Below are 25788 nucleotides of genomic sequence, written 5' to 3'. Positions count from 1 at the left end.
AGCGCTACGCGTATTCCCTGGGGACCCCGCGCTTGAGGGGGTGTCTGGGCGAGCCTCAGATCATGCGCCAGCCCGTCGTTTGCTCGCTTGTGGTGCGCGGCGCCTCGGCCCGGTGCTGATCTGCGCCAGTCTGGGGCGGGGTGTACGGGCCGGACCTGGGGTCAGGTCTTGCCTGGCAAGGCCCGCCAGCTTCAGAGCCGCTGAAACAACACCCGTTCGGCGAGTTCGCGCTGGGCCACCGGCAGAGCGGCGGCGCGGTCCAGGGTCTGGATGACGGTCTCGCAGCGGTTGGCGGCGGCGCGGCCGCTGGGCGGCGCCGCGGTCTGCTCCCACAAGCCGGCCAGCAAGCCCGGGCTGTGCGAGCCGAGCGTGCGCCGCATCACTTCCAGCTCGATGGCCGTGGCGGGCTTGGGTGCAAAGCGCGGCGGCTCGCTGCGTGCGGCCTCGACCAACCAGGCGGTCTCCCGGATCTGCAGCTCCAGCGGCAGCTGCCGGCGCAGCGCCACCTGGCCTGACAGCAAGGCCAGGCAAGCTTCGCTCCCTGTGCCCGGCTGGCCCAGTGCTGTTTTCAGCTGGGCGCGCAGCAGCTGCGCATATTGCCGACGCTGGACGGGGTTGACCGAGGCGATCAGCTCCGGCATGCGCGGCGCCAGCTCGGCATAGCCCAGGCTTTGCAGCGCTTCGTCAGTGGCGGCCGCGGCGCGGGCCGCCTGCATGCGCGCAGCCAGGCGTTCCAGGGTGCCGGTAAAGCGCTGGTCCAGCGCATGCCATGCCGGGCTGCCTTGCAGGGCGTCGGCAAAATCGGCCGCCTGGTTGTCCTGGCCGGCCGGCAGGGCCACATCCAGGGTTTGCGGCAGAGCGGCGATCAAGGCGTGGGCCACCAGTTCGTCGCTGTGTGGGTACCACATGCTGCTCGACGGCGTCTTGACCGTTCGGCGGATGAAGTCTTCGGGCAGACCGATGCGCCGGTAGAGGGCGGCCAGCTCCTGGTTGGCCAGCTCGTCGAACACCGGGTTGTAGGTGCCGGTGGAGGCGCGGTGGAAGCCCAGTTGCGCGCCGGGCATCAGCTGGCGCTCGCGGCCGGCCAGAAAAAGCAGGGTGCAGGCGCTCTCGCAATTGCCCACGGCGCGGGTGTTGTAGCGGCTCTTGCTCATCAAGGCCACCACCTGCTCGGCCTCATAGACCCGGCCGCCGGGCGAAGCCAGCTCAAGGCGACGCACCGTCGGTGTGGCCTCGAGCAGACGTTGCAGGCGGCCAGCATCGCCCATGCCGATCGGGCCGCGCAGCTGCACGACATGGCCGTCCGCCGACACCTTCAGCGTGGCTTGGCCGATCGGGTCGATGCCGCGCGCCATCTGCCAGTACTCGCCCAGATCGGGTAGCAAGCCGAACAGCAGCGAGGCCGCCATTTGCAGCGCCCCCAGGCCCAGGGACAGGCGAGCCAGCCAGGTCCAGAGCGCGGCGCCGCCCATGCGCAGGTATTCGCGCGCGGCCCGCCAGGCGCCGACGATGCACCAGACATTGAAGGCCATCAGCAGCGGCCAGCCCAGCAAGGTGGCGATGGCGCTGATTTGCAGGCTGCCGCCCTTGACGCTGATCCAGCTCATCACGCCGGTCAGCAGCATGGCCAGCGGCACCGACAGCAGCACATTGTTAAGCCAGAAGCTTTGCGCCAGGTTCTGCTCGCCATGCCAGTGCGAGGCGAGATAGCCGGGTCGGCGTTCGGTGGGCACTGGGTGGGCGGCGCGCTTTGGGCTGGCCGAGCGGGGGCGAGCCTTGGCGGCCTGTTGCCAGCCGGTCGGGTCGCCGCCCGGCGCCGGGGTCTGGCTGGCGCTCTCGCCGGAGTGATCCGCCTGCGTCGGATCGTGGTTCTTCAGGCTCATGCTGCGGCTCCGGGAGGACGTGGCCTCACTGTAGCGGAGGCCAAGCCACGGCCGGAGCGGGAAATGAGGGGGGTGGCAATGTTCACCTTGGGGTGTGTGGTGAACAGGTGAATGGTGAATGGTTGAACAAGCGGGGCAGGCGGCCGCGCTACGGTCTGCCTTACTTGAGCCTGGCCGCCAGCGCCGGGTGTGAATGCTCACGAGGGCGGGTCAACCTGGATTTGCAAAGCGCTGCCGCTCGCTATCGTGGCGGCTGCCTGATCAGAGCAGCCGAATCGAATCCAGTTCACAAGATCGCCAGTGCGCGCCGCTCTTTCAAGCGCTGGCCCAGGGAGGAGAGAACCACCATGTCGCACATTCCGATGTTGCCAATGCCGCAAGGCTGGGCTCGTTTGACGCGGGTCGCCGCTGCGAGCGCCGTCCTCAGCCTCTGCGGTCTGTTCAGCCTCGGGTCGGCCCAGGCCCAGCACCCGATTCCGCCGCCCCAGGACCAGCCCTACCTCGGCCCCATCCGCATCCAGGTTGATGCCACCGATCTGGATCGCCACATCTTCCAGGTGCGCCAGCAACTGCCCGTGAAGGCCGGACGCCTGACCCTGCTGTTTCCGCGTTACTTGCCCGGTGCCCATGGCCCCTATGGCACGGTGGACCGCCTGGCCGGACTCAAGATCCATGCTGGCACGCAGGAGCTGGCCTGGCTGCGTGACACGGTGGACCCCTTTGCTTTTCATGTCGAGGTGCCGGCTGGCGTGAACGAGCTGAACCTGGCCTTCCAGTTCCTGAGCCCGGTGCAGCGTGAAGGGGGCCGGGTGGTGATGACGCCCGAGATGCTGAACCTGCAGTGGATCAGCATGCTGCTCTACCCGGCCGGCCACCATGCCAGCGCCATCCAGATGCAGGCCGAGGTGAGCCTGCCGGCCGGCTGGACCCAGGCCAGCGCCCTGCGTGTAGACGGCCAAGTCGAGGAAGGGCCGGGCCGCCAGCGCCTGCGCTTCAAGCAGGTCAGCTTGGAGACCCTGGCCGATTCGCCTATGTTCGCCGGCGCCCACACCCGCCGCATCGAACTGGACCCGCCCGGCCATCCCAAGCCCGTGGTGCTCAACCTCATGGCCGATGACCCCGCCGAGTTACAGGTCAGCGAAGCGCAGATCCAGGCCCACAAAAACCTGGTGGTCCAGGCTGACCGCCTGTTCGCCTCCCGGCATTTCAAGCATTACGACTTTCTGCTGGCCATCTCCGGCCGCATGAGCGGCATCGGCCTGGAGCACCACGAGAGCAGCGAGAACGGCGTGGGCCTGGGCTACTTCAAGGACTGGGGCAAGCGCGCCGGCAGCCGCAGCCTGCTGCCGCATGAGTACACCCATTCCTGGAACGGCAAGTTCCGCCGCCCGGCCGACCTCTGGACACCGCAGTACAACGTGCCCATGCAGGACAGCCTGCTCTGGCTGTATGAGGGCCAGACCGATTACTGGGGCCGGGTGCTGGCGGTGCGCGCTGGCCTGGTCAGCCCCGAGCAGGCGCGCGACGCCTGGGCCGAGATCGCGGCCACCTACAGCCACCGCGCCGGCCGGATCTGGCGCACTCTGCAGGACACCACCAACGAAGCCGCCATGGCCAAGAGCCGCAGCGGCAATGACTGGGGAAGCTGGCAGCGTGGCGCCGACTACTACGCCGAGAGCGGCCTGATCTGGCTCGACGCCGACACCTGGATTCGCGAGCAGAGCGGCGGGGCGCGCAGCCTCGATGATTTCGCGCGCTTGTTCTTCGGTGTGGAAGACGGCCGCATCGCGCCGCTGACCTACACCTTCGAGGACATCGTCGCCACTCTGAACCGTGTGCAGCCGCGTGACTGGGCCGCCTTCTTGCGCCAACGCCTGGACCACAAAGGCCCCGAGGCGCCGCTGGACGGCCTGGCCCGTGCCGGCTGGCGCCTGAGCTGGGCCGAGACACCCAGCGAGTTCGCTCGCGCCGATGATTCCGAATGGAAGAACGACGACTTCGCCTACAGCCTGGGCCTCAACCTCAAGCGCGACGGCAAGGTCGAGGCCGTGCTCTGGGGCAGCCCCGCTTTCGAGGCGGGCCTGAGCCGCGCCGTCACCGTGGTGGCCGTCAACCACCAGGCCTACAAGAGCGAGCGCCTGTCCGCCGCCATCACGGCCAACAAGAGTGGCGCCGCGCCGCTGGAGCTGCTGCTGCGAGAGGGCGACCGCTACCGCCAGGTCAAGATCGACTACCGCGGCGGCCTGCGCTACCCGCGCCTGAGCCGCATCGAGGGCGGTGCGGAGCGACTGGATGGCGGCGTGCTGGCGCCGCGGAAGTGAGGAGTGGGTGAACTGGTGAGCCTCACGGCCGTTCCGGACCCAACCATTCGCGATTCACGATTCACCCGTTCACCCGTTCACCCGTTCACTGAGTTCCCTCCCCCCTCACTCCTCCCAGCTGAACCTCGCAATCGCCAGCGCCCCAAAGGCCAGTGCAAAGCCCAGCATCACGCCGACCGGGGCGAGCGCCTCGCTGAAGGGCAGGCCACGCCAGGTCATGGCGTCGAGCCCGTCCACGGCCCAGCGGGTCGGGATGAAAAGCGAGGCGGTTTGCAGCCATTCGGGGAAGACGAAGGACGGCACCCAGGCGCCGCCCAGCATGACCATCAACAAGGTGGCCAGGATGGCCAGACCGCGGGTGGCCTCGGGCGACTTGCCCAGGGCCGCGATCAGCAAGCCGAAGCTGGCCGTGAGCAGGGAGAAGGCGAGCAGCACGGCCGCAAAGCCCAGCCAGCTGCCCTGCACCCGCACACCGAAAGCGGCGATGGCGACCGCATAGATCAGCACGAAGATGATCAGCGAGATCAGGGTGCAGCTGGCGATGCGGCTGCCCAGCAAACGTGCTTTGGACAAGGGCGCTGCGCGCAGGCGCTGCCAGAGGCCTTGGCGGCGCATCAGCAGCAGGGCCACGCCGATGTCCACGGCCATCATCAGGATGAACTGCACACCCATGCCGGCAAAGGAATGGGCATAGCTGTTGTAGGGAACATCGGCCTTGGCGCTGGCTTCCAGCTCGCGGGTGCTGAAGGGCGGGCTCATGGTGAAACTGCTGCGGCCTGTGTCAGCGGCTGAAGCTGCTGAAGCCCCAGCTTGCGGTGCACGGGCGCTGCGCTCCTGCACGCGGGCGATGCTGTCGAACATGGCCGTCAGCTCCTGGCGTTGCTCGGCCGGCAGCGCCGTGTTGTCGGCCACTTGGGCGCGCATGTCCTTCATCACCGGCGCGCCTTGGCCGCTGAAGGTGTCGGCGCTGACCAGCTGCATCACATGCTGGGCCAGCAGGCCGCGCACCATGGGCAGGACCATGGCCTGCGAAGGGTCGTAGTGCAGGGTGATCTCGGGGCGCTTGCCCTCGGGTCCGGCGAACAAGGCGCGGCCCGCCTGCTCGCCAAAGCCGGCCGGCAGCACGATGGCCGCCCGCAGCTTGCCCGCTTTCACCTGGGCCAGGGCGGCGTCGGCGTCCAGGCTCTGCACGGCCAGGCTGGTGTCGGCCTGCAGGGCTGCGCTGATCTTGGCCGTCAGGGGGCTGTGGTCCAGGTCGCTGATGGCGATCGGCACGGGGCTGGCTTTGCTGCTGCCGCCCCCTTTGCCGCCGAACAGGCTGCCGAAGAAGGCGGCAATCAGGATGGGCGCGATGATGCTCATCAGCACTGCGCGGCGGTTGGAGAAATGCAGGTACAGGTCTTTGCGGACCAGGGCGAGGAAGGCGTTCATGGCGGCGGTCTCTGTGATGGGGGCGGCGTGGTGGCTTGGGCTTTAGTCGCGCAGCTGGCGGCCGGTCAGGGCTAGGAACACGTCTTCAAGGTTCGCTCGCCCCGAGCTGATGTGGCGCAGCTTGAGCCCGGCCGCGGCCAAGGCGCTCAGCACGGCCGCGCTGCCCGCGCCCAGCTCGCTCAGGCCAATCTGCAGCTGGCTGCCGCGCGCCTGCAACTGCTGCACGCCGGGCAGGGCGCGCAGCGTGGCTTCCAGAGCGCCGTCAATCTCGCGGTCCAGTTCCAGCTTCAAAGTTTCAGCAGCGGGCAGCAGGCGGTAGAGCTCGGCCAGGCTGCCATGGGCGACTTGCTGGCCGTGGTCCATGATGATCACCCGGTCGGCCAGACGCTCCACTTCTTCCATGTAGTGGGTCGTGTAGATCAAGGCCTTGCCGGCGCGCTTGAGCGCTTCGAGCTGCTCGAAGATGGCGTTACGGCTTTGCGGGTCGACGCCGGCGGTTGGCTCGTCCAGCAGCAGCACGTCCGGCTCATGAACCAGGGCGCAGGCGATGTTGAGGCGGCGCTTCATGCCGCCGCTGAAGCTGCTCGGCTTGTCCTGCGCCCGCTCGGCCAGGCCGACCTGGGCCAGCACGGCCAGTGCGCGCGCCTTCAGCTGCGCCGCCGGCAGCTCGTAGAGCGCGCCGAACAGCTCGATATTGGCCAGGGCCGGCAGGTCCTCGAACAAGGCCAGCTCCTGCGGCACCAGGCCGATGCGGCGCTTGTAGGCGAACTCGTCCTGGCTCAGCGCCGCGCCGCCCACCGTGACCGAGCCGCCATCGGGCCGGCTCAAACCCGCCAGCATGGCGATGGTGCTGGACTTGCCCGCGCCATTGGGGCCCAGCAGGCCCAGCACCTCGCCGGCGCCGACGGTCAGGCTGAGGCCGCGCACCGCCTCGCGTGTGCCATAGCGTTTGTGCAGCGCCTGCGCTTGCAGCAGTTCTTGTTTCATGCGGGCTCCTCGCTCTGGGGAATCTCAATGCCCGCATGCTAGGGCTCAGGCCCGCCCCGCCCCAGCGGGCTGCGACGGATGGACAGAGGCCGGTGTGAAACGACAGCGCCGGGCGTGAGCGGGCGGCCGCTGCATGGGCCCTAGCGCTGGGCCTGACTCTGCAAGCGCAGCCAGGCCGCATGGACCCGCGCCATGGCCGGCCGCAGATCGGCCCAGGCCTCGCCGTCCAGGCCCGCCGGCTGGCGCAGCAGATGGGCGCGTGGCTGGCTCAGCAGCTCGCCCCGGCAAGCGATGACGATGCGGTTGCAGCCGTCGGGGTCGTTCACCTGCAGCAGCGCGTCGCCGAACAGGGCGCGCAGGCGCGCCAGATGCAGCTCCACATCGGCATGGTGGCTGTGAAGATTCAGCACCAGCAGGCCGTCTGCGGCCAGGGCGGCGTGGCAATCGGCGTAGAAGCGTTGCGAGCACAGGGCCGGCGGCGTGCCCTCGCGGTCGAAGCCGTCCACCATCAAGACATCGAGTGGCGCCGGTGGCGCGGCCACGAAATCAGCGCCGTCCGCCTCGCTGACCAAGAAGCGCGCGCTGTCGGCCGGCACGCCGAAGCGCTGGCGCAGGGCGATCACATGGGGGTTGATCTCCAGCACCTGGATCTGGGCCGCGGGTAGGTGGCGGTGGCAGAACTTGGCCAGGGAGCCGCCACCCAGGCCGATCATGGCCAGGCGCGCCGGGGCCGGCTGGAACAGCAGAAAGCCCATCATCAGCTGGGTGTAGCTGAGGTCCAGGGCGTCGGGCCGCAGCAGTTCCATGCGGCTCTGGATGGCGCTGTGGGAAAACTGCAGGCTCAGCGTGCCCAGGGTTTCCTGGACATAGGGGCGGACATGGGGGGCGGAACTCATGGGCGAGGGTCAGGTCAGGTTGAAGTTCCGCGCACTTTTGCAAGCGCGCCGCAAGCTGCCCGGCCTAGGATGGGGTGATCGTCATTGTCCCAGGCGCGGGAAGGCCCGCGCCGCCGGCAGCATAGAAAAGGCAGGCTCCCCATGTCCGTCCAAGATCTGTACCGCAAGACCCGCCTGGCCGCGGCCGAAGATGCGCTGAGCCTGCTGCGCAACGGCGACTTCATCATCATCCCGACCGGGGTGGGCGAGCCGCCGACGCTCTTGCATGCGCTGTCCGCCGCGCGCCGGCAGTTCCACGACATCAAGCTGGGCCAGATCCTGGCCGTGCGCAAATACGGCTACTTCGACCCCGAGACCGTCGAGCATGTGCGCCATGTGGCCTTCTTCTACGGCGCCGCCTCGCGCGCCGGCGGCAAGGAAGGCTGGGTCGACTTCATCCCCAGCTATTTCTCCGAAATGCCGTCCCTGATCGAGCGCGGCCAGATCCCGGCCGATGTGGTGCTCTCCATGGCCTCGCCCATGGATGCCCATGGTTACTTCTCGCTCAGCCTCGGGGCCGACTACACCATGGCCGCCATCAAGAAAGCGCGCGCCGTGATCCTCGAGGTCAACCCCAATGTGCCCTTCGCCAACGGCGCTTGCACCGTGCACATCTCCCAGGTCAGCGGCCTGATCGAGAGCAGCGAGCCTGTGGCCGAGGTGGGCCTGCCCAAGATCGGCCCGGTGCAAGAGGCGATCGGCAAGTACGTGGCCGACATGATCGAGGACGGCTCGACCCTGCAGATCGGCTATGGCGGCATTCCCGATGCCGTGGTCATGCAGCTCAGTGCCAAGCGCGACCTGGGCGTGCACACCGAGATGATCGGCGACGGCATCATGAGCCTGGTCGAGAGCGGCGCCGTTACCAACAAGCGCAAGAACTACCTGCCGGGCAAGATGGTTGCCACTTTTGCGCTGGGCTCGCAGAAGCTCTACCGTTTCATGGACCGCAACCCGGGCCTGGAAATGCACCCGGTCGATTTCACCAACGACCCCTATCTGGCCGGCCAGAACGACAACTTGGTCGCCATCAACGCCACGCTGCAGATCGACCTGCTGGGCCAGTGCGGCTCGGAGAGCCTGGGCCCCACGCCGTATTCAGGCACCGGCGGCCAGAGCGATTTTGTGCGCGCCGCCAACCGCTCGCGCGGCGGCAAGGCCTTCATCGTCCTGCCCTCCACCGCCAAGGACGACAGCATCAGCCGCATCGTGCCCACGCTGACCCCGGGCACGCATATGAGCACCAGCAAGAACGACATCAACTACGTCGTCAGCGAGTTCGGCGTCGCCCAGCTGCGCGGCAAATCGGCCAAGCAGCGCGCGCTGGAGCTGATCAACATTGCGCACCCGAACTTCCGGGAGGAGTTGCGGGCGGCGGCGAGGAAGATCAATTTGCTGTGAGCTCGCCCGGCGTTTCTGGCGTCAAGCGGCGCCGCAGGCCTGGCTGCCGGCTTGCTGTCGCGGCCCATCGACGTCGTGTGAACAGGCCCTAGCCCGGATATTTCACGAGGGACGCGGGAATTGCGTGCGTCCAGGCCGCAGCCAGTGGCGCCGAGACGGCCGCAGCTGATGCCCAGTGGCATCGGCGAGGAGTTGAGGCGTCAGGGGCAAGGTCTGGGCCGCGCAAGCCCGCGTAGGCCCAGTGTCCAAAATGGATCGAAGGTCGAAGCGAGAGATCATCGTGCTCATCGGTGCTGCGGACCGGCCAGGGCCGACCTCGTGAAACATCCGGGCTAATCCTGCTCAGCGGTAAGCACTTCCCAGCTGCCAAACAGACTGAGCCCCGCAGCCCGCGCCAAAGCGGCCGACGCGGCGTTGTCGGTCTGACAGCGGTATTGCATCTCATAACCCTGTTCATAGGCGTGACGAGCGATCGCGCGAATCACGCGGCGGGCATGGCCCCGGCCGCGGTCTGAGGGCAGAGTCAGCACGCCGACATCGGCAATCTTGCTTTGTTCTTCATCGTCAGCAGCATCATCCCAGGGGTACATGCTGGCCGCACACACCAGGCGCTCGCCTTCAAAGGCGCCCAACACCGCCCAGTGGTCGAGTTCCACGTAGGCATCGTCCAGATCTTGCTCCGAGGCTGAGGCTTGGAACTCGGCGAAAGCGGCCGCGTCCGCGGCAGTCAAGAGGCGCACGCCCGGGGCCGGCTGCTCCAGTTGCAGGCTGTGTTGATCGGCCTCGCTGAAATGGAAGACCAGGTCCGCGCCATGGAGCTGGAGGTGGTGTTCGCTCAGCTCTTGCCGCAGCAGGGGCTCGCTCAGGCCCGGCAGGCGGGCGAGCTCCAGTTGCTCGGCGACTTCGGGTCTCAGGGCGATATGGACCCGGCCATCAGCGCGGCGCAGGATCATGAGCCGTCTATCCTCCCCCAAGCTGGGATTGACGACGACGGTGAAGTCTTCGTCCTGAGACAGCCGTTCGCCGGCGAGGAAGCTGGCGTGCCAGAAAGCCTGGATCGTGGGTGAAAACAGAGGCATCGTTGAAGCGGCCTCACGGCCTGATAAAAAAATGGGGAGCCGTACAGGGTTCTGCGTCAGAGACCCTTGAGCTCCAGCCGCATCAGCTGAAATTGCACTTCACGGCCCACGGTTTTGAGCGAGACCAGGCGGAAGTTCTTCTCGGTGCCGACCTTGTAGACGCGTTCGTCACGGTCGCCGCTGACGTCGCCGCAACCGTTGGGGTCTTTTTCCTTGCGGCTCTTGCGGGCCTGGGCGGCCAAGGCCTCGGGGCTGCCGGGGCTGCAGTCCAGCACCGTGCCGTAGCTGGCCAGGGCCTCGCGGTAGTAGCGGCTGACTTGTTCCAGCTCGTCGTTGCTGGCGAATTTGGACACCACCAGCTTCATGCCGAAGGGGCCGAAGGAAAAGCCGATGGTGGCGTTGCCGTTGTCTTCCTTTTTGTCGTCCTTTTTGTCGCGGTGGATCCGCGCGCCGGGGTAGGCCGGCAGGCCGATGTCTTTGAGGTCCGCTTGTTCGCTGATGTCCACGCCGGCCCTGAAGGACTTGCTGGGCTTGTTGGCGTCGTCGCCGGCCTGTGCGGCCGAAGCCATCAGGCCCAGACCGAGGCTGACGGAAAGGGCAAGGGTGCTGAAGAGGCGAGGGCTTGTCGACATGGCGGACCTTCCGAAGTTGTGCGGGGCGCCCTCGGCAGCGAGGGCATGGATCGCAATGTAGGGGCGAGCTTCGAGCCCAGCCAGCCGGCTCCGACCGTCTGCAGCTTGGGCGGCACAGAACGCACGAATCAGGTGCGAAGCGAAACGAAAGTGGCGCCGGCATGACGCTTCAGGCCTCGATTCATGCAGTGGGTCGCAAAACGCAGGACGGCCGTGTCGGCCCTTCCTAGGATGCGTCCATCTGCAGTGATCCAGGCTCCAAGCCGCGATTCACCGGCAGTGTCATCACTGACCTACTCAACAACCATCCACCAACAACCAGCGCCTCGCTGGAAAGCCCATCCATGAAGACCGCCATTCGCTCCCTCTTGTCTTTTTCCGCCGCCGCCGCGCTGGCCTTGTTGGCCACGGGTTGCGCCATTCACGTGACGCACACCGAAGGCGGCAACAGCAGCAAGCTGAGCATGAACGCCGCCGGCACGGCCAACTTCCAGTGCGTGGCCAGCCCCAGCGGTGAATGCCATTACGCGCTCTACACCAGCCGCTGCAGCACGGCCGAGGGCGAGGGCGGCCAGCCAGCCACCACCTGCACCCATCAGGTGATCCGCCAGTTCACGGTGGCCGCAGGTCAGACGCAGGAGATGCGTGACCTGCCGCAAGGCTTCAAGCAGTGCATGAAGACCAGCCAGAAGCCGCAAGTGCCGTCCTGCGGCAGCTGAGGCGCGAGGCCGCCTCAGCCTTGGGGTGAGAGGCGGCCCTCGGTCTCGCATCGTTCGACCGGCTTCGGGATGTCGCCTTCGAGGTTCGAAATCCAGCAGGCATCGAGCACCGAGCAGTAGCAGGCCTGCACGCTGAGCTTGCGCTGGCGGTGCTGGTCAAAGCGGTTCCAGGCCGCAAAGCCGGCGGCGTCGGACTCGGGCGGGCGGTCCCAGCCGAACAGCTGGATTTCCTTGCCGGCCGAAATCAGGCGCGGCGCGATGGTCGTGGTGCTGATCAGCAGCTTGCGCCCGAGCTCCGGCGCCACCTCGTTCACCATCTCGATCACATGCGGAACCGGTTTGCCGTTCGACTTGAGCTCGAACCACACCACCCGTGCCGGCCCATTGCCCACGTTCTGCACCGTGAAACTCAGCTGCGCCTTGCCGCCCACCTGATTGCCGGTGCCGAATTCCAGCAGCGGTGTCGAGTTGGCCATCACCAGCCGGGTGTTCTCCTTGACCAGGGCCGCCATGGTCTGGCTGGTGCGCCAGGAGCCATAGACCGCGGCCACCGAGCTGAGCACCATGCTGCCGGCCACGGCGATGTGGAACCAGCGCGGCGCCGGGCCGCTTTCGGGTTTGCTGAGTTTGGGCAGATCGATCACAGGGCGGACTTCAAGATGGGTCGAACAAGGACCGCACTGTAGCTTCAGAGCTTGAGAGTTTTCGTAGCGAGCCGCCGTCAGGCTAGGCTGAGCCCGGACTGATCAAGTCCTGAGGACTTGATCTGCCTGGCGAAGGACTCGGCCTCTGGTCGAGGCGGCCGGCGCGCAGGAACCGGAACGTACTTCCTGTACGTGAGGATTCCGAGAACCGGCCAACGACGCCTGACGGTGGCGCAGTAGAAAAGCTCTTAAGCTCTCAGGGCGTGTAAGTGACCTTGAGCGTGACGCCGCTGTAGCTGGCATAGGCATACAGGCCGATGTAGACGTAACCCGGAGTCGGCGTGGGCAGGCTGCAGGTCTCGTTGTTGCTGCCGCTTTCCTTGAGGCAGTCGTAGCTGCCAGCGTCGGGCGCCTGGCCGTAGCGAACATACAGATCCAGATCACCGCTGCCACCACTGGTGCTGACCACCAGATTGCGCGCCCCCTGGGGCAGCAGCACACGGTAATAGCTCCAGTTGCCGGTGCTGCCGGCCAAGCCGCTGAGGCTTTGGCCATTGCTCAGCACCGGCGTGGTGTCGGCCGCCACGCTGACGGTCTTGCTGGTGCTGCTGCTCTTGCCTTCGTCGTCGGTCACTGCGAGGTTCACTGTGTAGCTGCCGTCGGCCGCGTAGACATGGTTGACGGTGGCGCCGCTGCCGGTCTGGCCATCGCCAAAGTTCCAGCTGCGGCTGACGATCTGGCCGTTGTCAGCGCTGCGGTCGGTGAACGTGACGCTGCGCTCCTGGGCCACCGCTTCGAAGGCGGCCACCGGCGCGGTGCTCGCGTTCGGGTCGATGCGGATGAAGGCGGCGCTCAAAGCACCCCAGTTGCCAGCAGCGTCGCGGCCGCGCACATAGACCAGATGCGGGCCCGGCGCCCAGGCGCTGGTGTCCACGGTGGCCCGCACGGCCTCCTGCTTGCTGTCGAAGGCGCCGTCTACCGCCTGCATGGGCCGCGGCGAGGCCTGGCGGCCGCCGGGTGGGAAGTCGACATAGAACTGCGCTGCGGCAATGTTCTGCGAGGGCTCGACGCCATTGCTGTTGTTGTAGCGCGTGTCGTCGACGCTGGCGCTGAGCTGCAGCACGGTGCCCGGTGGCACACCGGTGGCGGCCAGGCCGCTGACGCTGACATTCAGCGCATCAGGTCCGGCGGGCGTTTGGTAGGGGGCGCGCAGGACCTTGGCGGCGTAGATCAGGGCCTGCAGATTGCTGGGCAGCAAGGTGTTCTGGTAATAGCCACAGGATTCAAAGAAGGCCGTGCCCAGCTCGAAGGTGAAGGCGGCCACGCCCAGTTCGCCGTAGCTCGGGCCGTCGCTGGTGCCGTCGGTCTCGTACAGGGCCACGGAGCGCTGCGGCGTGTGGCCGTTCCAGAACGCGAACTTGCGGCCCAGGGTGGCCAGCTGCGTGTCATTGGGCGCCGGCGTGCCGTTCGAGCCCCAGGGCCAGAGCAGCAGGCGGCCGTGGCTGTGGATGTCGAGGTGGATGCCGCTGGCGTCCGCCGGCGCAGGGTCGTCGCGGCCGGGGCCACGGCGGTCGCGCCAGAGGCGGCGGATGTAGGCCTCGACGGCCTGGGTCTCGGGCTCGGAGGCTGCGCTCGGGCCGCGGTAGGTGTCGGAACAGGCGTTGCCGCTGGAGCCGGTGGCCGTGCCGAACCAGTCGTAGCCGAAGTTGCGGTTCAGGTCGGCGCCGCGCGAGTTGCTGTTGGCGCCGCAGTAGGCGGTGTTGGTGTTCTTGCGCCAGAGCAGGCCGGTCTCGGCCTTCTTGCGGCCATCAGGGTTGGTGGCCAGCAGCAGGTGGATCTCGTGTTGGTCGAGGATCCAGGTCATGTCGGCGTCGACGCCGTGGCCGTTCACCAGGCGCTTGGCGAACTCCAGCACCAGGGGCGTGGTGGCGTACTCGCGGGCGTGGATGCCGGCGTTGATGAAGAGCTTGGGCTTGCCGCTCGGGTAGGCCGCGTTGCTCAAGCGCAGCACGCGCAGGTCGTAGCCACCCTGGCCCTGGGTCTTTTGCCAGGAGTCCCCGATGTCCACCCAGCGGGCCAGGTCGGGGCGCGCCGCGATCAAGGCGTCGCCCTCGGCGAACACCTCTTCCACCGTGGGGTAGCAGCTGTAGTTCGGAATGCCGACAAAGCTGGGCTGCGGCCCTCCCGGGGCGCGCTGCTGGCGCTGCTTGGCGGCTTTTTCCTCGCTGCGTGCCAGGGCCAGCTGACGACCCTGCCATTTGGCATCGGCCTGCAAGCTGAATCCGAGGGCGCGCAGCTCGCGCTGCTCCTCGGCATTGGCGTTCACCACCACATAGCCGAGTTCGTACTTGGACTCCAGGGTTTCGAAGCGGCTGTGGGCAATGGCCCGGGCCTGCTGAATGTCGCGGAAATAGGCGCGCATGATGCTGCGGCTGGCCATCTCCTGGCCGGCGATGCCCGGGCCGACCGTGCCCTGGCTGCCCGCCGCCTGAACCGGAGCGTGGCCCAGGCCGAGCAGGGCCAGGGTGGCGGTGAGGATGGGCAGGGTGTGTTTCATGGGGCCAGGTCTCGCTGCGGTTGGCTGCGCCGAATGAAGCGCTGCAAACGACCAGTTTGCGCAGCGCGACCGGCCGCGCCCAGCGGTGGAAACCCGCCTCGCGGCCTGCTGTGGCGCTGGCGCGTTAGGGGTTTACCAGCGCAGCCGGCCGCCAGGCTTCGAGCAGTGCGCGTTCGCGCTCGCGGCTCAGGCATGGGCTGCTCGGGCGCGGGCCGGCGCTCAGCCAGGCCGCCGTGTCGGCCAGGGTCTGGGCCAGCGCGGTGAAGCGCAGCCCGGCCACTGCGGCGGCTGGGTTGCGCATGTCCATCATGGCGTTGTCGGCTTCGGGCAGCCAGTAGGGCAGGTCGGCAAAAGGTTGGATGCCGGCGGCCTGGAGGCTTTCATCCGGCAGCCAGACCAGCTCGGCCTTGCTGTCGCTGGCGCTATGCGCCGTCTCCAGCAGGCCGCCCATATTGAGGCCGTCGGCGCCGACGGTGTTGAACAGGCCGCCTTGGCGCGCTTGCGCTCGCTGCAAGGCAAAGCGGGCGATGTCGCGGGCGTCGATCAAGCGCACCGGCCGCTCGGGCCGGCCCGGCGCCAGCACCGGCTCGCCATCGCGGGCTGAATCGGCCAAGCGCTGCAGCCAGTAGGGCAGGCGCGGGCTGTAGTCATAGGGGCCGACGATGAAGCCCGGGCGCAGGATCAGGGCGCGCTCGCCCATCAAGTCTTGAACAGTGCGCTCGCACAGCACCTTGAGCCCGCCATAGGCCGCGCCATAGCCGCCGCCCGACTGCGAGCCGGGGGCTGTGGCCTGAGCTTCGGCCTGCGCCAGTTGCTCGGCGCTGAGTTCGGCGACGGCCGCGTGCTCGTCGGTGTCCGCGTCGATCTGCGGGTAGACCGAGATGGTGGAGACCAGGCAGTAATGATCGACGGCATCACGCAGCAGCTCGGCGCTGCGGCGCGCAGCGCTCGGCACGTAGCAGCTCGGGTCCAGCACTGCATCCCAGCGCCGGCCGCGCAGGATGGACAGGTCGCCGCGTCGGTCGCCCTGCAGCTGTTCGACACCGGCCAGCAGGCGCCGGCCCTGGTTGCCGCGGTTGAAGAGGGTCACCTCGTGGCCGGCGGCCAGGGCTTGTTCGGCCATGTGTCGACCGAGGAACTGGGTGCCGCCGAGGATCAGGAGTTTCATGGTGGGTGCGTCGCTGTTGGAGCTCATTCTTGCCCTCGCCTTCGACCCATCCATTGGTCACACCGGGTCAACCCGGAGCATGCGTCCTCAAAGCCGGGCGGCGATGCGGGCCAGGCGCATGTCGCGGTCGCTCACCGTCTTGGTCAGCAGCACCGACCCGCTGGCGCTGTTGCGCAGGCTCAGGGTGTAGTCGGCGGCGTTGCTGGTGTTCAGGGGCAGGCTGACCGAGGAGCCGTCGGCGGCGGTGACGCGGAGTTCGTTGGCCGCGTTCGCGGCGGCCGTCAACACCAGGCTGGTGACCGGCGACTTGACGATGGTGATGCTCCGTTGGTCATAGGACACGCTGCTGCCCTGGCGCTGGGTCAGGCGGATGTCACCGTATTCGCGCACCGTGTTGGAGTAGCTGTAAGTCAAGGTGCCTTGGCTGCTCGGCGTCGGGCTGCCCGGAATGTCGAAGGTGAAGGCGCCATTGACGACGATATTGGGGGTGTCGACAAAGGCTTTGGGATACAGCACATTGATCAGCTTGACCTTGACGCCCGCGCTGGCCGCCTGGCTGGCGTCGATTTCCCACTGACCCGACTGGATCTGGACGTTGATCATGTCGCAGTCCTGGGCGGCATAGCGCCAGATGTCACCGATGCGCTCCAGACTCAGGCTGCCGCTCTTGGCGCAGGCGTACTTGCCGGAGACCAGCTGGGTCTTGTAGAGCTCCAGCACGCGCTCGCGCAGCAGTTGCGCCGTGTCCTGGTAGGCATGCAGATGAGCGATATAGCCGATCGCTGCCGCGTTGAGCATGGTGTCGGTGTTGATCTGCTTGATCTCACGGTCAGGCGTCAGCGCCAAGGTTTCGCTGCCGCCACCGCCGCAGCCGGCGAGCAGGGCCACGGCCAAGGCCACTGCGGCAGAGCCAAAGGAAAAATGGGGCAGTTCGTGAGTGGTTGTCATGGCAGCAGGGGTTGGCCGGGGCGCGGTCGCGTCAGTTGGTATTTTGACTGGACTTGGTGTGCTTCGGACGCCAGCCGAGCTCAGAGCCGTGCTTTGGCGATGGCCAGCTGCAGATCCTTGCGATTGATCTGACGGCTGAGCACCACGGGGCCTTGGGCGCTGTGGCGCAGTTCCAGGACATAGTCGCCGGTGCTGCCGATGTCGGTGCTGACATTCGACCCGTCAGCGGCCGAAACGGTCATCAGCCGCCCCTTGCGAAGCTGCATCGTCAAGGGTAGCGGAGTGCCGGGCGAGCGGGCCACCTGCAGGCGCCGCTCCTCTTGGCTGCCGGCGCTGCTGGCGGGCCCCGACAAGGCAATCTGCTCGTAGACCCGGGTCTCGCCGCCATAGCTGAGGCTGAGCCGGCCTTGTTGTTCGAGGCCGCCGGCGTTCGGTTTGTCGATGCTGAAGCTGCCGTCCGCCATGATGTCCGGGATGTCGCTGTAGAACTTGCGGAAGACCAGCTGCTTGATCTGCAACTGCAGGCCCATGCTCGCGGCCTGGCTGGTGTCGAGGGTCCAGCTGCCCGAGGCCAGCTGGATATTGATGTTGTGGCAGTCGTGCGCGCTGTAGCGCCAGATGGGGCCTTCACGGATCAGTTCCAGGCGGCCGCTGACCTTGCAGGGGTAGCTGCCGCTGACCGTCTGGGTCTGGTAGAGATCCATCACCTGATTGCGGAAGAGCTGGAGGATCAGGGTCTGGCTGTAGTCATCGGCCACCAGGGCCACGGCCAGACTGGCTAGCATCTGACCCTGCGTGATCAGCTTCTCTTCGCGGCTGGGCGTCAGTTCCAGGCTCTGGGTACTGCCGCCGCCACCGCAGGCGCAGAGCAGGGTGGCAAACAGCGCCGCCAAGGAAGCGCGGTTGAATAAGGGTGTCATGGTTCGGTGGGATCAGTTCAACGCCAGAGGACGCTTGGAGCCCATGGTCCCGAAAGCCTTGCGAGGCTTCCGGGACCGGACGGGATGCCTGGCCTGAGGGCGGAGCGTCAGGTGCGGGCGCGTTTGAGAGCTGCGTCCAGCTCGGCCTTTTGCGGGTACAGGGTTTCGATGCTCGGGTCTCCGGGTGTGCCGCGCAGCTCGAAAGTGTCCCGGCCGTCGGCGGCCTTGGCCGAGCGCAGGTTCGACTGGTCCTCGGCGGTGAGCGTGAGTTGGCTGGCGACGTAGGGGTTCGGGCTCATGCTCATGCTCAAGGTCAGCGGCAGCTCGAAGCGCGCCGCCGCCAGCTTGGCGCTCAGCGTCGTCGGGCCTCCCACTGCCAGGCTGGCACGCAGGCTGTAGGCGCTGTAGCGGTCGGTCTTGCCATTGCGCAGCACGCTCAGTTCGCCGTCCTCGCTGCTGTTGCTGCTGTCGGTCTTGGTGCTGAGCTTGCCATCCAGGGTCTCCACCGCGATGTCGCCGTCCATGCGGTAGTTGAGTGCCTGGAAGCGGTGCTCGGCATTCAGCACCGAGCTGTCGTAGCTGATGGTGTAGCTGCCCGAGATCAAGGTGATCTGCTCCAGCTGACAGTTGCTGACCGTGAACACGCGCTCCTTGCCATTGCGGCTCAGGCCCACGGTCCCGCCTTTAGGGCAAGGCAGCTGGCCGGGCGCCTGCTCGACCAAGGGTACGGCCAGCGATCTGCTGGCCTGCATGGCCCCCAAGCGCTCGATGGCCACCGCGCCTGTGGCCACCGCGTCGAGGTAGTTCACATTGGTGATCTTGGATTTCGGGACGGGCTGCGGCTCGGGCGAGCTGCCGCCGCCGTCGCTGCAGGCGCCCAGGCCCACAGCCAGGCTCAGGGTGGAGATCAGGCCGGCGGCGCGCAGGCTCAGGATGGATGGCTTGTTCATGATGTCTTGAGTTCCCAATGTGGTGAAGGGAGGTGTCAGGCAGGGCTCTGCCACGACGACCTTGTGAGTCATCGACAGGAGGTATTCAGGAGTGGGGCCGCTTCAGTGCGGCGCTGTGGTCCGGCAAGCGGGGCCGTGTACGGCTCCGTGCTGGCTGATTGTTGAAGACATGGGGCACCCTCCCTGGATGGTGGTTTGCGGTGCCCGTCGTGGTCGTTTGAATCTCGGCGGGCGCTGCAAAGCCCCGTGTTTCAGGGCGATGCGCAGTGTCTGAGCCCGCCCTCGTCTTGGCGAGTGACTTGTGGCACAGGCCCTGTGGCGCGGCCCAGGGTGCCGAATTTCGCTACCAAACTGCGCTATGTAAGATGGACGTTACGTAGCTTCAGGGTGACCGCTCACCAGACCGGACCGACGAAGAAGTAGAGGCGGCCGCCGCCGTCGCGCGTGGCGCCCAGGGCCAGATAGACCGGGCCGAAGCGCGAGTCCACCGCGACGAAGCCGCTGGCCGCGAAGCGATTCAGGCTGCGCAGCGTGCGCTCGCCGTAGGGCACGGCCAGCTCCTGGCCCAGCTCCAGCGAGAAGCCGGCGCGCACGGCGTCACCGAAGCCGACCGGCATCTGGCCGACGCGGCGCGCCAGCACCACGCGGGTCAGGGCATAGGACTGGGTCTTGGAGCTCGGCTCGCTGCCCGAGAGGCGCAGGAAGCCGCCCAGACCTTCGCCCTGCGGCAGCTCGATGCGTGCCTCCCCCAGGCTGCCGGCATAGGCGCCGTAGAGGTGGCCGGCCCATTCGCCGCGCCGGAAGGCCTGCATGAACTTGATCTGGTAGGTCGAGGCCTGGCCTTCCACGGTCAGCGGGTAGCGGCGCAGCGCCAGGTTGAGCAGGCGGCCGCTGCTCGGGAAGGCGGGCGCGTCCAGGCTGTCCAGGCGCCAGCGGAATTCCGGCACACCGAAGTTGGCGCGGATGCGGAAGTCGGCGTCGCGATAGTCCGAACGGATGCGCAAGCCCGCCAGCTGCACATCACCCCAGGCGCCGAGTTGCCGGCCCAAGGCGAAGCCCAGATGCGCCATATCCCATTGATAGGGCTTGAGCGATTCGTTGTCGCGGATGCCCATGATCTCGAGCGAAGGCTCCACATACCAGCGAGAGCCCGGCCCCAGCGGCTGCATCACGCTGGACTTGAGCTCCTTGTAGCTGCCCAGCTTGACGCTGCTGCGCAGCTCGGCACCCCAGCTGTTCAGCCAGCTCAAGGTGTGCAGGGCCGACAAGGTGTTGCGGTTGAAGCTCTTGAAGTCGCTGGCCAGTTCGATGCCCAGGCGCAGGCGGCTGCGCTGCCAGGCCGCTTCGGTCACCGTCATCACGACCTCGCGCCGCCCCTGATCGTCGCTGACCTGGGTCTGCACCCGTTCGAAGTCGCCACGCCCGTAGAGCTGAGCGCTGGCCTGCTGGATGCGCTCGCGGCTGGTGGACTGGCCGGGCTGCAGGTCGATCTCGCGCTGCAGGGCCTGCGGGTTGGTGAAGCGGCTGCCCTGGATGCGCAGGGCCGCCAGCGGCAAGGGCCCGGCCTCGGCCTGGCTGCGCAGGCGGCGGCGCTCTTCATGCAGGGCGTAGCGCGGCGCGGGCAGGGCGAGCGCGCGCAGGCGTTCGCTGGCCGCCAAGGCGGTCAAGAGGCCGTCATCGATGGCGCGCTCGGCGGATTCGAAATCGGTCAGGCCGATACCGCTCATTTCCGGCGTCAGCAAGACATCGGCGCTGCCCAGTTCCTCCAGCGAGCGCTCGACATTCTGGGTGGTCAGGATCTTGATCATCTGATCCGTGACGCTGAGCGCGCTCTGGATCTCCTGCTCATCCAGCAGGGGCGAGCCGACATTGACGGCGATGATCACGTCGGCGCCCATGGCCCTAGCCACGTCGACGCCGAGGTTGCGCACCAGGCCGCCGTCCACCAGCAGCCGGCCCTTGACCCGCACCGGCGAGAACAGCCCCGGCACCGCCATCGACGCACGCATGGCCTGGTTCAGCGGCGTGTCCTTGAGCACAACCAAGCGGCCGTTGACCAGATCGGTGGCCAGGGCCTGGAAGGGCAGGGCCAGTTGATCGATCGCTTGCTCGGAGCGCTGGTTGGGTGCCAGCCGCTCCAGGGTGAACTCGAGCGCACTGTTGCCGGCGGCCGAACTGGGCAGCAACAAGCCTTCCCGGTCCAGGCCCAGCTCGATGCGGGAGGCCAGCAGGCGGTCTTCCTCGCGGCGCCGGAAGCTCAGATCCGGTCGCGCGGGTCGGTCGGCCAGGATGCGGGTCCAGTCGGCCGTGCGCACCAGCTGCTCGAGTTCTTCGACGCTGCGTCCGGCCGCATAGGCGCCGCCGACCACCGCCCCCATGCTGGTGCCCACGACCAGGTCCACCGGCACTTGCAGCTGCTGCAAGGCCTTGAGCACACCGATATGGGCCAGGCCGCGTGCACCACCGCCCGACAGCACCAGGCCGACGCGTGGCCGGCCGGCTTCCGGCGGGCCGCCGGCGGGCGCGGCCGGCGCCAGCGTGCTTGCCGCGAACAGGGTGAAAAAGCACAGCGTCAGGCTGCGCAGCCCGGGGCTGGCTGTGCGGCGGAGCTGATGGGGAACTGAGCGTTGCATCGTCGCTGGGACCTTTCTCCGATCTTCAGACCCGCGAGTGCGCGCGCGTGTCTGGTCGAATTGTTGGGCTTAGAACTTGTCCGCAAATAGGCGGGTCAGAGGATGGCAAGGCGATTTGAGCGCAGAGCAAGGCGCAGACCGGAGCGATACCCGTAGGTATCGCGAGGATCTGCAACGCAGCAATGCGTTCAAAGCGGCCGCCAGCCGACCCTGACTATTTACGGATAAGTTCTTAGGCTCCTCCGAGCCGGCGGCGGCGATTGTCTGTCATGGCGTGTGACTCACAGCTGGCATCGCTTAGAGTGCAGCCGACGGCCACGACCGCCTTGCTTTCCCTGCCCTGCCACTGCCTGCCCTCCCATGCCCCAAGATCCGCGCGCCACCGTCACGCCTGAGGACTTCAATGTCGCGCCCGAGCTGCTCGGCCAGCCTTTGGCCACGCCGCGCCAGCGGGCCCTGGCCATGGGCATCGATGTGGCGGTACTCGCCCTGGTGAGTCAGCTGGCCAACAACTGGCTGATGATGGCTGCGGCCCTGGGGCTCTACACCTGGCTGCGCCAGTTTCGACCCGAGGTGTTCGCTCGCCTGCGCTGGCGGCGGCGGCAGCGCGGCGAGGCCGGCGCCGAACCGGCGGCGTCACCGCCCCCGATGCTGCGGCCGCAGCGGCGCTGGTTGGCCTGGCTGCTGGTGGCCTGGTTCAGCTACCAGGGTGTGGTGACGCTGTTTCAGGGCGACCCGGAGGCTGATGCCGAGTCGGCGGCCGAGACCGCCAGCCAAGCGAGCGGCACGCTCAGCAAGGCTGAGTTGCGCGAGTTGCGTGAGCGGGCGGAGGACGAGCCGGAAGGGAGCGTCGATGCCGCAGATGCCGCGGCATCAGCCGCAGTGCGAGCCGCGGCCCTCGAGGTGCACCACCAAGCCTTGCACGGCCTGGTCCGCGCGCAGGAGAAACAGCTGGATCAGCTGCGTGAAGAAGTGGTGCTGGCCGGCCAGCCCCAGGCCATGCGTTGGCTCAAGGCCGCCCAGCGCTGGATGGATGAGCTGCTGCGCCACTATGTGACGCCGGCGCTGTATTTCTGCCTGCTGCCCCTGCTCTGGCCGGGCCAGACCCTGGGCAAGCGTCTGCTGGGCCTGCGTGTGCAGGAACTCAGCGGCAAGCCCATGACCTTGATGTTGGGCTTCAGGCGTTTTGGCGGTTATGCCGCGGCCACCGTCACCGGTGGCATCGGTCTGCTGCAGATCCTCTGGGACCCAAACCGGCAGGGGCTGCAGGACAAGACGGCGCACACGGTGGTGTTGGACTTGCGCGCGCAGCGGCGCCTGCCGCCGGTGTCTGAGGGCCAGCCTTCGCCGCCGCCGCAGACACCGGACTGAGCGCGGCCTCAGTTGCCGTTGTTGCGGATCTGTGGGTCGTAGCTCGGATAGAGCGCGCTCGTGTTCGCATCCGAGAAGACCAGGATCACGCCCTTGGTGCTGCTGCCGTCGGCCGGCATGGGGATGGTGACCACGCCGTTCACAGCGGTGACGAAATTGCTGGTCGTGCTGGCCGCCGGCTGGTTCAGTGTGTCGTAGGTGGCGCTCTTCAGCTGCAGGCCGGACCCGCTGGCCTGGGCGATCTGGCAATTCGTGATGCCCTGGCCGTAGACCAGGGTGCCGGAGATCGGCTGCTGGCAGGCGGGGTCAGCGAAATAGCTGCAGCTCGCATTCATGGGTGAGCTGCGGCTGCCCGTGGGCGATGCTTTGACGTAGTAGATGCTGGTGGTGTTGCTCATACGAAACCCTCTCCGGAATGTGCCGGTCCGTTGCTTGATTCATGCCAATGAGCCGGTGAGCTTGTTTCATATGCCAGCACTCGCAGCCGGCGCTGAGCTCAGTGCCGCTGTTCCAGCCAGTCCCGTTCTTCTTTGACCTCGGCCTCCCGGTTCAGGCAGGAATGTGCCCGCACCCAGCTGCGGGTGATGCCGTGATGAACGCGCAGCAAGGGCCTTTGTTTGTCCAATTGGGTCACCAGTGCCTGACAGAGCGCTGCCCCGGCCGCCGTGCTCTCGTGCTGGCTGCGCCAGGCCGCCAAGTCCAGCTGCTGCTGGGCAAAGGCGTCCAACAGAGGCAGGTCGGTGGGGCTGCGTTTCAGCCCGTCCTGCAGCGGGGCGACCCATTGGGCGAGGGCCTCGCCGGCGGCCTGAGCTTGCCCCGCCGCCTCCAGTGCCGCCGCCAACTCCAGGCCGACCTTGACGCGCAGCGGCAGACGGCGCAGGCCTGCCGCCGCTGAGGCCTTCTGTGCCTGCTCGCGCAATGCCTGGTCCAAGGCTTTCGCTTGCGCCAATTGAGCGGCTCTCGTGTGGCTGCGCAGGGCCAGCTGACCGGCTTCGATCCGCTGCAACTGCTGTTGCCAGCCGCGCTCATTGGGGTCCTGGCGCAGCAGCTTGCGCATCAACTCGGCGGCTGCCCGGTATTGCTCTTGCGCGAGCTCCGTGTGCTTCAGTGCGGCCTCGGCCTGGGCAATCCAGTCGCGCACCGTGGCGGCGCGGGCCGTCCAGTCGAGGTCGGCTGGCGCCAGGGCTCGATTGGCTTCGACATCGCGCAAGGCCTCGATGAACAAGGTCCGGGCTTGTTGCAGCTCACCTTGCCAAAGCAAGGCGGTTCCCAGCCAGGTCAGGCTGTCGGCCAGCTCGGCCTTGAGGCCCAGCTGCTGCGGGTCCTGGCTCAGAGCGCGCTGTTTCAGCGCAATGGACGCCTGGAACAACCGGGTGGCTCCGGGCAAATCACCGCTGTCCAGTTGCAGGCTCCCCAGGCTGTTGAGCGCATAGGAGAGCTCGACCATGGCGTCCAGCTCGCCCGGTGCTGCGTCCAGCCAGGCTTGGCTGAAATCACGATAGGCCTCGAATTGCTGGCGCGCTTCTGCAAAGTGGCGCTGCGTGTAGTGCACATGGCCCAGCCAGAACGCGGCAGCACCTTGTGCCCGGTACCACGGCCCCGCCAGCTCTGGCTCCGGCTGTACTTGTGCCAGCAAGGCCTGGGCCGACTGCAGCGGCGCCACGGCGGCGTCGAGCTGCAGCTTGGACACCTGGACTTCTCCCAGCACGGTCAAGGCCTTGGCTTGTTGCAGCCGCGCCTGCGGGCTGGGCGGTGCCGCGTTGGCGCCACGGGCTGCGCCCAGATGGGCCAGGGCCTTGGCTCCGACGCTGTCCAGCAGGTCCAGTCGACCGACCGGGCGCAGCTTGTCGGCGAATTCGCCTAGGAGATAGCTGAGCAACTCATCCGATTCGCTGCTGCGCTGGCGTGCGACATGTTCGGCCTGCTCGGCCCGTCGGGCCTGGCTCAGGCTCAGCGCGGTCAGGGATGACAGGCCCAGCACGGCAGCGCTGCCCGCTGCCACCCAGACGCGATGCCGGCGCAAGAACTTGCGCAAGATATAGCCAGGGCGGTCCGGCCGCGCCAGGATGGGTTCATGGCCCAGCCAGCGCCGCAGGTCTTCGGCCAAGGCTGCGGCATTGGCATAGCGCTCGGCCGGCGCCTTTTTGAGCGCCTTGGCGACGATGGTGTCCAGGTCACCGCGCAGCTGGCGGGCCACGCCGCTGGGCACGCGCTCTGACACTTTCTTCGGCTCCACCTCGACCAGGGTGCGCAGGCGCTCCAGCGGGGTGGTCTGCGCCTCGTCGCGGCCCTCGGTCGGGTGCTGGCCGCTGAGCAAAAGGTAGAGCAGCACGCCCAGGGCATAGACATCGGTGGCGGTGGTCACCTCGCCGCCCTGCATCTGCTCGGGCGCGGCATAACGCGGCGTGTAAGCGCGTCCAGCCACACGGGTCAGCTCGGTGGCAGCGCCGGGGGGCGTGGTGTCATCGTCGCCCGCGCGGTGGAGCAGCTTGGCGATGCCGAAGTCCAGCAGCTTCACCTCGCCGGCCGCCGTCACCAGGATGTTGGTGGGCTTGAGGTCTCGGTGCAGGATCAGGCGGGTGTGGGCATGAGCCACGGCGGCCAGCACATCGAGGAACAGGCGCACCCGGGCTTCGCAGTCGAGACCGCGCTCGACGCAGAAGCGGTCCAAGGGCAGGCCGTCGATGTATTCCAGCACCAGATAGGGCTGCTGGTGTTCGGGCGCCACGCCGGCATCGATCAGGCGGGCAATGTGCGGATGGGTCAGCCGGGCCAGGATCTGGCCTTCGCGGGCAAAGCGGCCGGCGTCGCCGCGGCCCAGCAGTCCGGTGTTCAGGAATTTGATCGCCACCTGGCCTTCGAAGCGACCGTCGGTGCGGCGGGCCAGCCAGACCGTGCCCATGCCGCCCTGGCCGATTTCGCGCTCCAGGGTGTAAGCGCCCACCGTTTGGCCGGCCTGGTTGTGGGTGCTGGCGGCCTCGGCCACGCTGAGAGCGGGGCTGGCGAGAAAGTCCTCGGCCTCCAGGGCCTCTTGCCGGAGCAGCAGCTCGGCCAGGTCCTCGATCAAGTCTGTGCTCAGCTCGGGGCCCAGCTCGGCCTGATCGCGCAGGGCTTGCAGGCGGGCGGGGCGCTGCTCGGGCGCCAGGTCCAGCAGTTCATCGAGCAGGGGGCTCAGGCGGGCCCAGCGGGCTTTGTCGATCTCGGCCATC

Annotated in this window: 19 protein-coding genes; 4 read left to right on the top strand and 15 right to left on the bottom strand. The window is 67.5% G+C overall.

Annotated elements, in window-relative coordinates:
- Positions 1-191: 191 nt before the first annotated feature.
- The gene (locus LNV28_RS12530) at positions 192-1883 is read right to left on the bottom strand and encodes a COG3904 family protein (protein WP_263517879.1); all 1692 of its coding nucleotides are present in this window, start codon (positions 1881-1883) and stop codon (positions 192-194) included.
- Positions 1884-2230: 347 nt separating this feature from the next.
- Here LNV28_RS12530 and LNV28_RS12525 point away from each other — a divergent pair, with 347 nt between their 5' ends.
- A complete protein-coding gene (locus LNV28_RS12525) occupies positions 2231-4204 on the top strand; it encodes a M61 family metallopeptidase (RefSeq protein ID WP_263517878.1) in 1974 nt (657 codons plus the stop codon).
- Positions 4205-4309: 105 nt separating this feature from the next.
- On the opposite strand, the gene LNV28_RS12520 is transcribed toward LNV28_RS12525, so the two are convergent.
- The 3 genes from LNV28_RS12520 to LNV28_RS12510 form a co-directional block, all read right to left on the bottom strand.
- The gene (locus tag LNV28_RS12520; RefSeq protein ID WP_263517877.1) at positions 4310-5635 is read right to left on the bottom strand and encodes an ABC transporter permease; all 1326 of its coding nucleotides are present in this window, start codon (positions 5633-5635) and stop codon (positions 4310-4312) included.
- 42 nt (positions 5636-5677) lie between these two features.
- Positions 5678-6622, bottom strand: coding sequence for an ABC transporter ATP-binding protein (locus LNV28_RS12515; protein WP_263517876.1), 945 nt, complete (start codon positions 6620-6622; stop codon positions 5678-5680).
- Between the two features lie 140 nt (positions 6623-6762).
- Entirely contained in the window at positions 6763-7518 is a 756-nt protein-coding gene (locus LNV28_RS12510; RefSeq protein WP_263517875.1) for a spermine/spermidine synthase domain-containing protein, read from the bottom strand.
- A 141-nt stretch (positions 7519-7659) separates the two neighbouring features.
- Between LNV28_RS12510 and LNV28_RS12505 the strand changes: the two genes are divergently transcribed.
- The gene (locus tag LNV28_RS12505) at positions 7660-8958 is read left to right on the top strand and encodes an acetyl-CoA hydrolase/transferase family protein (RefSeq protein WP_263517874.1); all 1299 of its coding nucleotides are present in this window, start codon (positions 7660-7662) and stop codon (positions 8956-8958) included.
- Between the two features lie 332 nt (positions 8959-9290).
- On the opposite strand, the gene LNV28_RS12500 is transcribed toward LNV28_RS12505, so the two are convergent.
- Both LNV28_RS12500 and LNV28_RS12495 read right to left on the bottom strand, forming a co-directional pair.
- Positions 9291-10037: a GNAT family N-acetyltransferase gene (locus LNV28_RS12500; protein ID WP_263517873.1), complete on the bottom strand. Its 747-nt coding sequence runs from the start codon at positions 10035-10037 to the stop codon at positions 9291-9293.
- A gap of 56 nt (positions 10038-10093) precedes the next feature.
- Positions 10094-10669: a hypothetical protein gene (locus LNV28_RS12495; protein ID WP_263517872.1), complete on the bottom strand. Its 576-nt coding sequence runs from the start codon at positions 10667-10669 to the stop codon at positions 10094-10096.
- 344 nt (positions 10670-11013) lie between these two features.
- Here LNV28_RS12495 and LNV28_RS12490 point away from each other — a divergent pair, with 344 nt between their 5' ends.
- Entirely contained in the window at positions 11014-11388 is a 375-nt protein-coding gene (locus LNV28_RS12490) for a hypothetical protein (protein WP_263517871.1), read from the top strand.
- A 14-nt stretch (positions 11389-11402) separates the two neighbouring features.
- Here the strand turns inward: LNV28_RS12490 and LNV28_RS12485 are convergent, their stop codons facing one another.
- The 7 genes from LNV28_RS12485 to LNV28_RS12455 all read right to left on the bottom strand — a co-directional run bounded on the left by LNV28_RS12485 (position 11403) and on the right by LNV28_RS12455 (position 21208).
- Positions 11403-12032 carry a hypothetical protein gene (locus LNV28_RS12485; RefSeq protein ID WP_263517870.1) on the bottom strand — a complete coding sequence of 210 codons (630 nt, stop codon included), beginning with the start codon at positions 12030-12032 and terminating at the stop codon, positions 11403-11405.
- A gap of 256 nt (positions 12033-12288) precedes the next feature.
- Complete coding sequence (locus tag LNV28_RS12480) at positions 12289-14589, bottom strand: M14 family zinc carboxypeptidase (protein WP_263568956.1); 2301 nt, start codon at positions 14587-14589, stop codon at positions 12289-12291.
- 124 nt (positions 14590-14713) lie between these two features.
- Complete coding sequence (locus tag LNV28_RS12475) at positions 14714-15784, bottom strand: NAD-dependent epimerase/dehydratase family protein (protein WP_263517868.1); 1071 nt, start codon at positions 15782-15784, stop codon at positions 14714-14716.
- A 60-nt stretch (positions 15785-15844) separates the two neighbouring features.
- Positions 15845-16705, bottom strand: coding sequence for a hypothetical protein (locus LNV28_RS12470; RefSeq protein WP_263517867.1), 861 nt, complete (start codon positions 16703-16705; stop codon positions 15845-15847).
- A gap of 80 nt (positions 16706-16785) precedes the next feature.
- The gene (locus tag LNV28_RS12465; protein ID WP_263517866.1) at positions 16786-17625 is read right to left on the bottom strand and encodes a hypothetical protein; all 840 of its coding nucleotides are present in this window, start codon (positions 17623-17625) and stop codon (positions 16786-16788) included.
- Positions 17626-17732: 107 nt separating this feature from the next.
- A complete protein-coding gene (locus tag LNV28_RS12460) occupies positions 17733-18575 on the bottom strand; it encodes a hypothetical protein (protein WP_263517865.1) in 843 nt (280 codons plus the stop codon).
- 395 nt (positions 18576-18970) lie between these two features.
- Positions 18971-21208: a patatin-like phospholipase family protein gene (locus LNV28_RS12455; RefSeq protein WP_263517864.1), complete on the bottom strand. Its 2238-nt coding sequence runs from the start codon at positions 21206-21208 to the stop codon at positions 18971-18973.
- A gap of 360 nt (positions 21209-21568) precedes the next feature.
- On the opposite strand from LNV28_RS12455, the gene LNV28_RS12450 reads away from it, so the two are divergent.
- Positions 21569-22579: an RDD family protein gene (locus tag LNV28_RS12450; protein WP_263517863.1), complete on the top strand. Its 1011-nt coding sequence runs from the start codon at positions 21569-21571 to the stop codon at positions 22577-22579.
- Between the two features lie 8 nt (positions 22580-22587).
- On the opposite strand, the gene LNV28_RS12445 is transcribed toward LNV28_RS12450, so the two are convergent.
- Together LNV28_RS12445 and LNV28_RS12440 are read right to left on the bottom strand one after the other, a co-directional pair.
- On the bottom strand, positions 22588-22977 hold the full coding sequence (locus LNV28_RS12445; protein ID WP_263517862.1) for a hypothetical protein: 390 nt from the start codon (positions 22975-22977) through the stop codon (positions 22588-22590).
- A gap of 98 nt (positions 22978-23075) precedes the next feature.
- Positions 23076-25787, bottom strand: a complete 2712-nt coding sequence (locus LNV28_RS12440; protein WP_263517861.1) for a serine/threonine-protein kinase — start codon at positions 25785-25787, stop codon at positions 23076-23078.
- Position 25788: the final 1 nt, after the last annotated feature.

Source organism: Paucibacter sp. DJ2R-2 (assembly GCF_025717675.1).
Taxonomy (GTDB): domain Bacteria; phylum Pseudomonadota; class Gammaproteobacteria; order Burkholderiales; family Burkholderiaceae_C; genus Paucibacter_A.
Note: the sequence above shows the minus strand (reverse complement) of the source record. Positions and strands in the feature narration are given on the sequence as shown.

What these genes read in the sequence shown, in the direction of transcription:
- LNV28_RS12530 (WP_263517879.1), bottom strand. Translation starts at nt 1,883, where the DNA reads ATGAGCCTGAAGAACCACGATCCGACGCAGGCGGATCACTCCGGCGAG.
- LNV28_RS12525 (WP_263517878.1), top strand. Translation starts at nt 2,231, where the DNA reads ATGTCGCACATTCCGATGTTGCCAATGCCGCAAGGCTGGGCTCGTTTG.
- LNV28_RS12520 (WP_263517877.1), bottom strand. Translation starts at nt 5,635, where the DNA reads ATGAACGCCTTCCTCGCCCTGGTCCGCAAAGACCTGTACCTGCATTTC.
- LNV28_RS12515 (WP_263517876.1), bottom strand. Translation starts at nt 6,622, where the DNA reads ATGAAACAAGAACTGCTGCAAGCGCAGGCGCTGCACAAACGCTATGGC.
- LNV28_RS12510 (WP_263517875.1), bottom strand. Translation starts at nt 7,518, where the DNA reads ATGAGTTCCGCCCCCCATGTCCGCCCCTATGTCCAGGAAACCCTGGGC.
- LNV28_RS12505 (WP_263517874.1), top strand. Translation starts at nt 7,660, where the DNA reads ATGTCCGTCCAAGATCTGTACCGCAAGACCCGCCTGGCCGCGGCCGAA.
- LNV28_RS12500 (WP_263517873.1), bottom strand. Translation starts at nt 10,037, where the DNA reads ATGCCTCTGTTTTCACCCACGATCCAGGCTTTCTGGCACGCCAGCTTC.
- LNV28_RS12495 (WP_263517872.1), bottom strand. Translation starts at nt 10,669, where the DNA reads ATGTCGACAAGCCCTCGCCTCTTCAGCACCCTTGCCCTTTCCGTCAGC.
- LNV28_RS12490 (WP_263517871.1), top strand. Translation starts at nt 11,014, where the DNA reads ATGAAGACCGCCATTCGCTCCCTCTTGTCTTTTTCCGCCGCCGCCGCG.
- LNV28_RS12480 (WP_263568956.1), bottom strand. Translation starts at nt 14,589, where the DNA reads ATGAAACACACCCTGCCCATCCTCACCGCCACCCTGGCCCTGCTCGGC.
- LNV28_RS12475 (WP_263517868.1), bottom strand. Translation starts at nt 15,784, where the DNA reads ATGAGCTCCAACAGCGACGCACCCACCATGAAACTCCTGATCCTCGGC.
- LNV28_RS12470 (WP_263517867.1), bottom strand. Translation starts at nt 16,705, where the DNA reads ATGACAACCACTCACGAACTGCCCCATTTTTCCTTTGGCTCTGCCGCA.
- LNV28_RS12465 (WP_263517866.1), bottom strand. Translation starts at nt 17,625, where the DNA reads ATGACACCCTTATTCAACCGCGCTTCCTTGGCGGCGCTGTTTGCCACC.
- LNV28_RS12460 (WP_263517865.1), bottom strand. Translation starts at nt 18,575, where the DNA reads ATGAACAAGCCATCCATCCTGAGCCTGCGCGCCGCCGGCCTGATCTCC.
- LNV28_RS12455 (WP_263517864.1), bottom strand. Translation starts at nt 21,208, where the DNA reads ATGCAACGCTCAGTTCCCCATCAGCTCCGCCGCACAGCCAGCCCCGGG.
- LNV28_RS12450 (WP_263517863.1), top strand. Translation starts at nt 21,569, where the DNA reads ATGCCCCAAGATCCGCGCGCCACCGTCACGCCTGAGGACTTCAATGTC.
- LNV28_RS12445 (WP_263517862.1), bottom strand. Translation starts at nt 22,977, where the DNA reads ATGAGCAACACCACCAGCATCTACTACGTCAAAGCATCGCCCACGGGC.
- LNV28_RS12440 (WP_263517861.1), bottom strand. Translation starts at nt 25,787, where the DNA reads ATGGCCGAGATCGACAAAGCCCGCTGGGCCCGCCTGAGCCCCCTGCTC.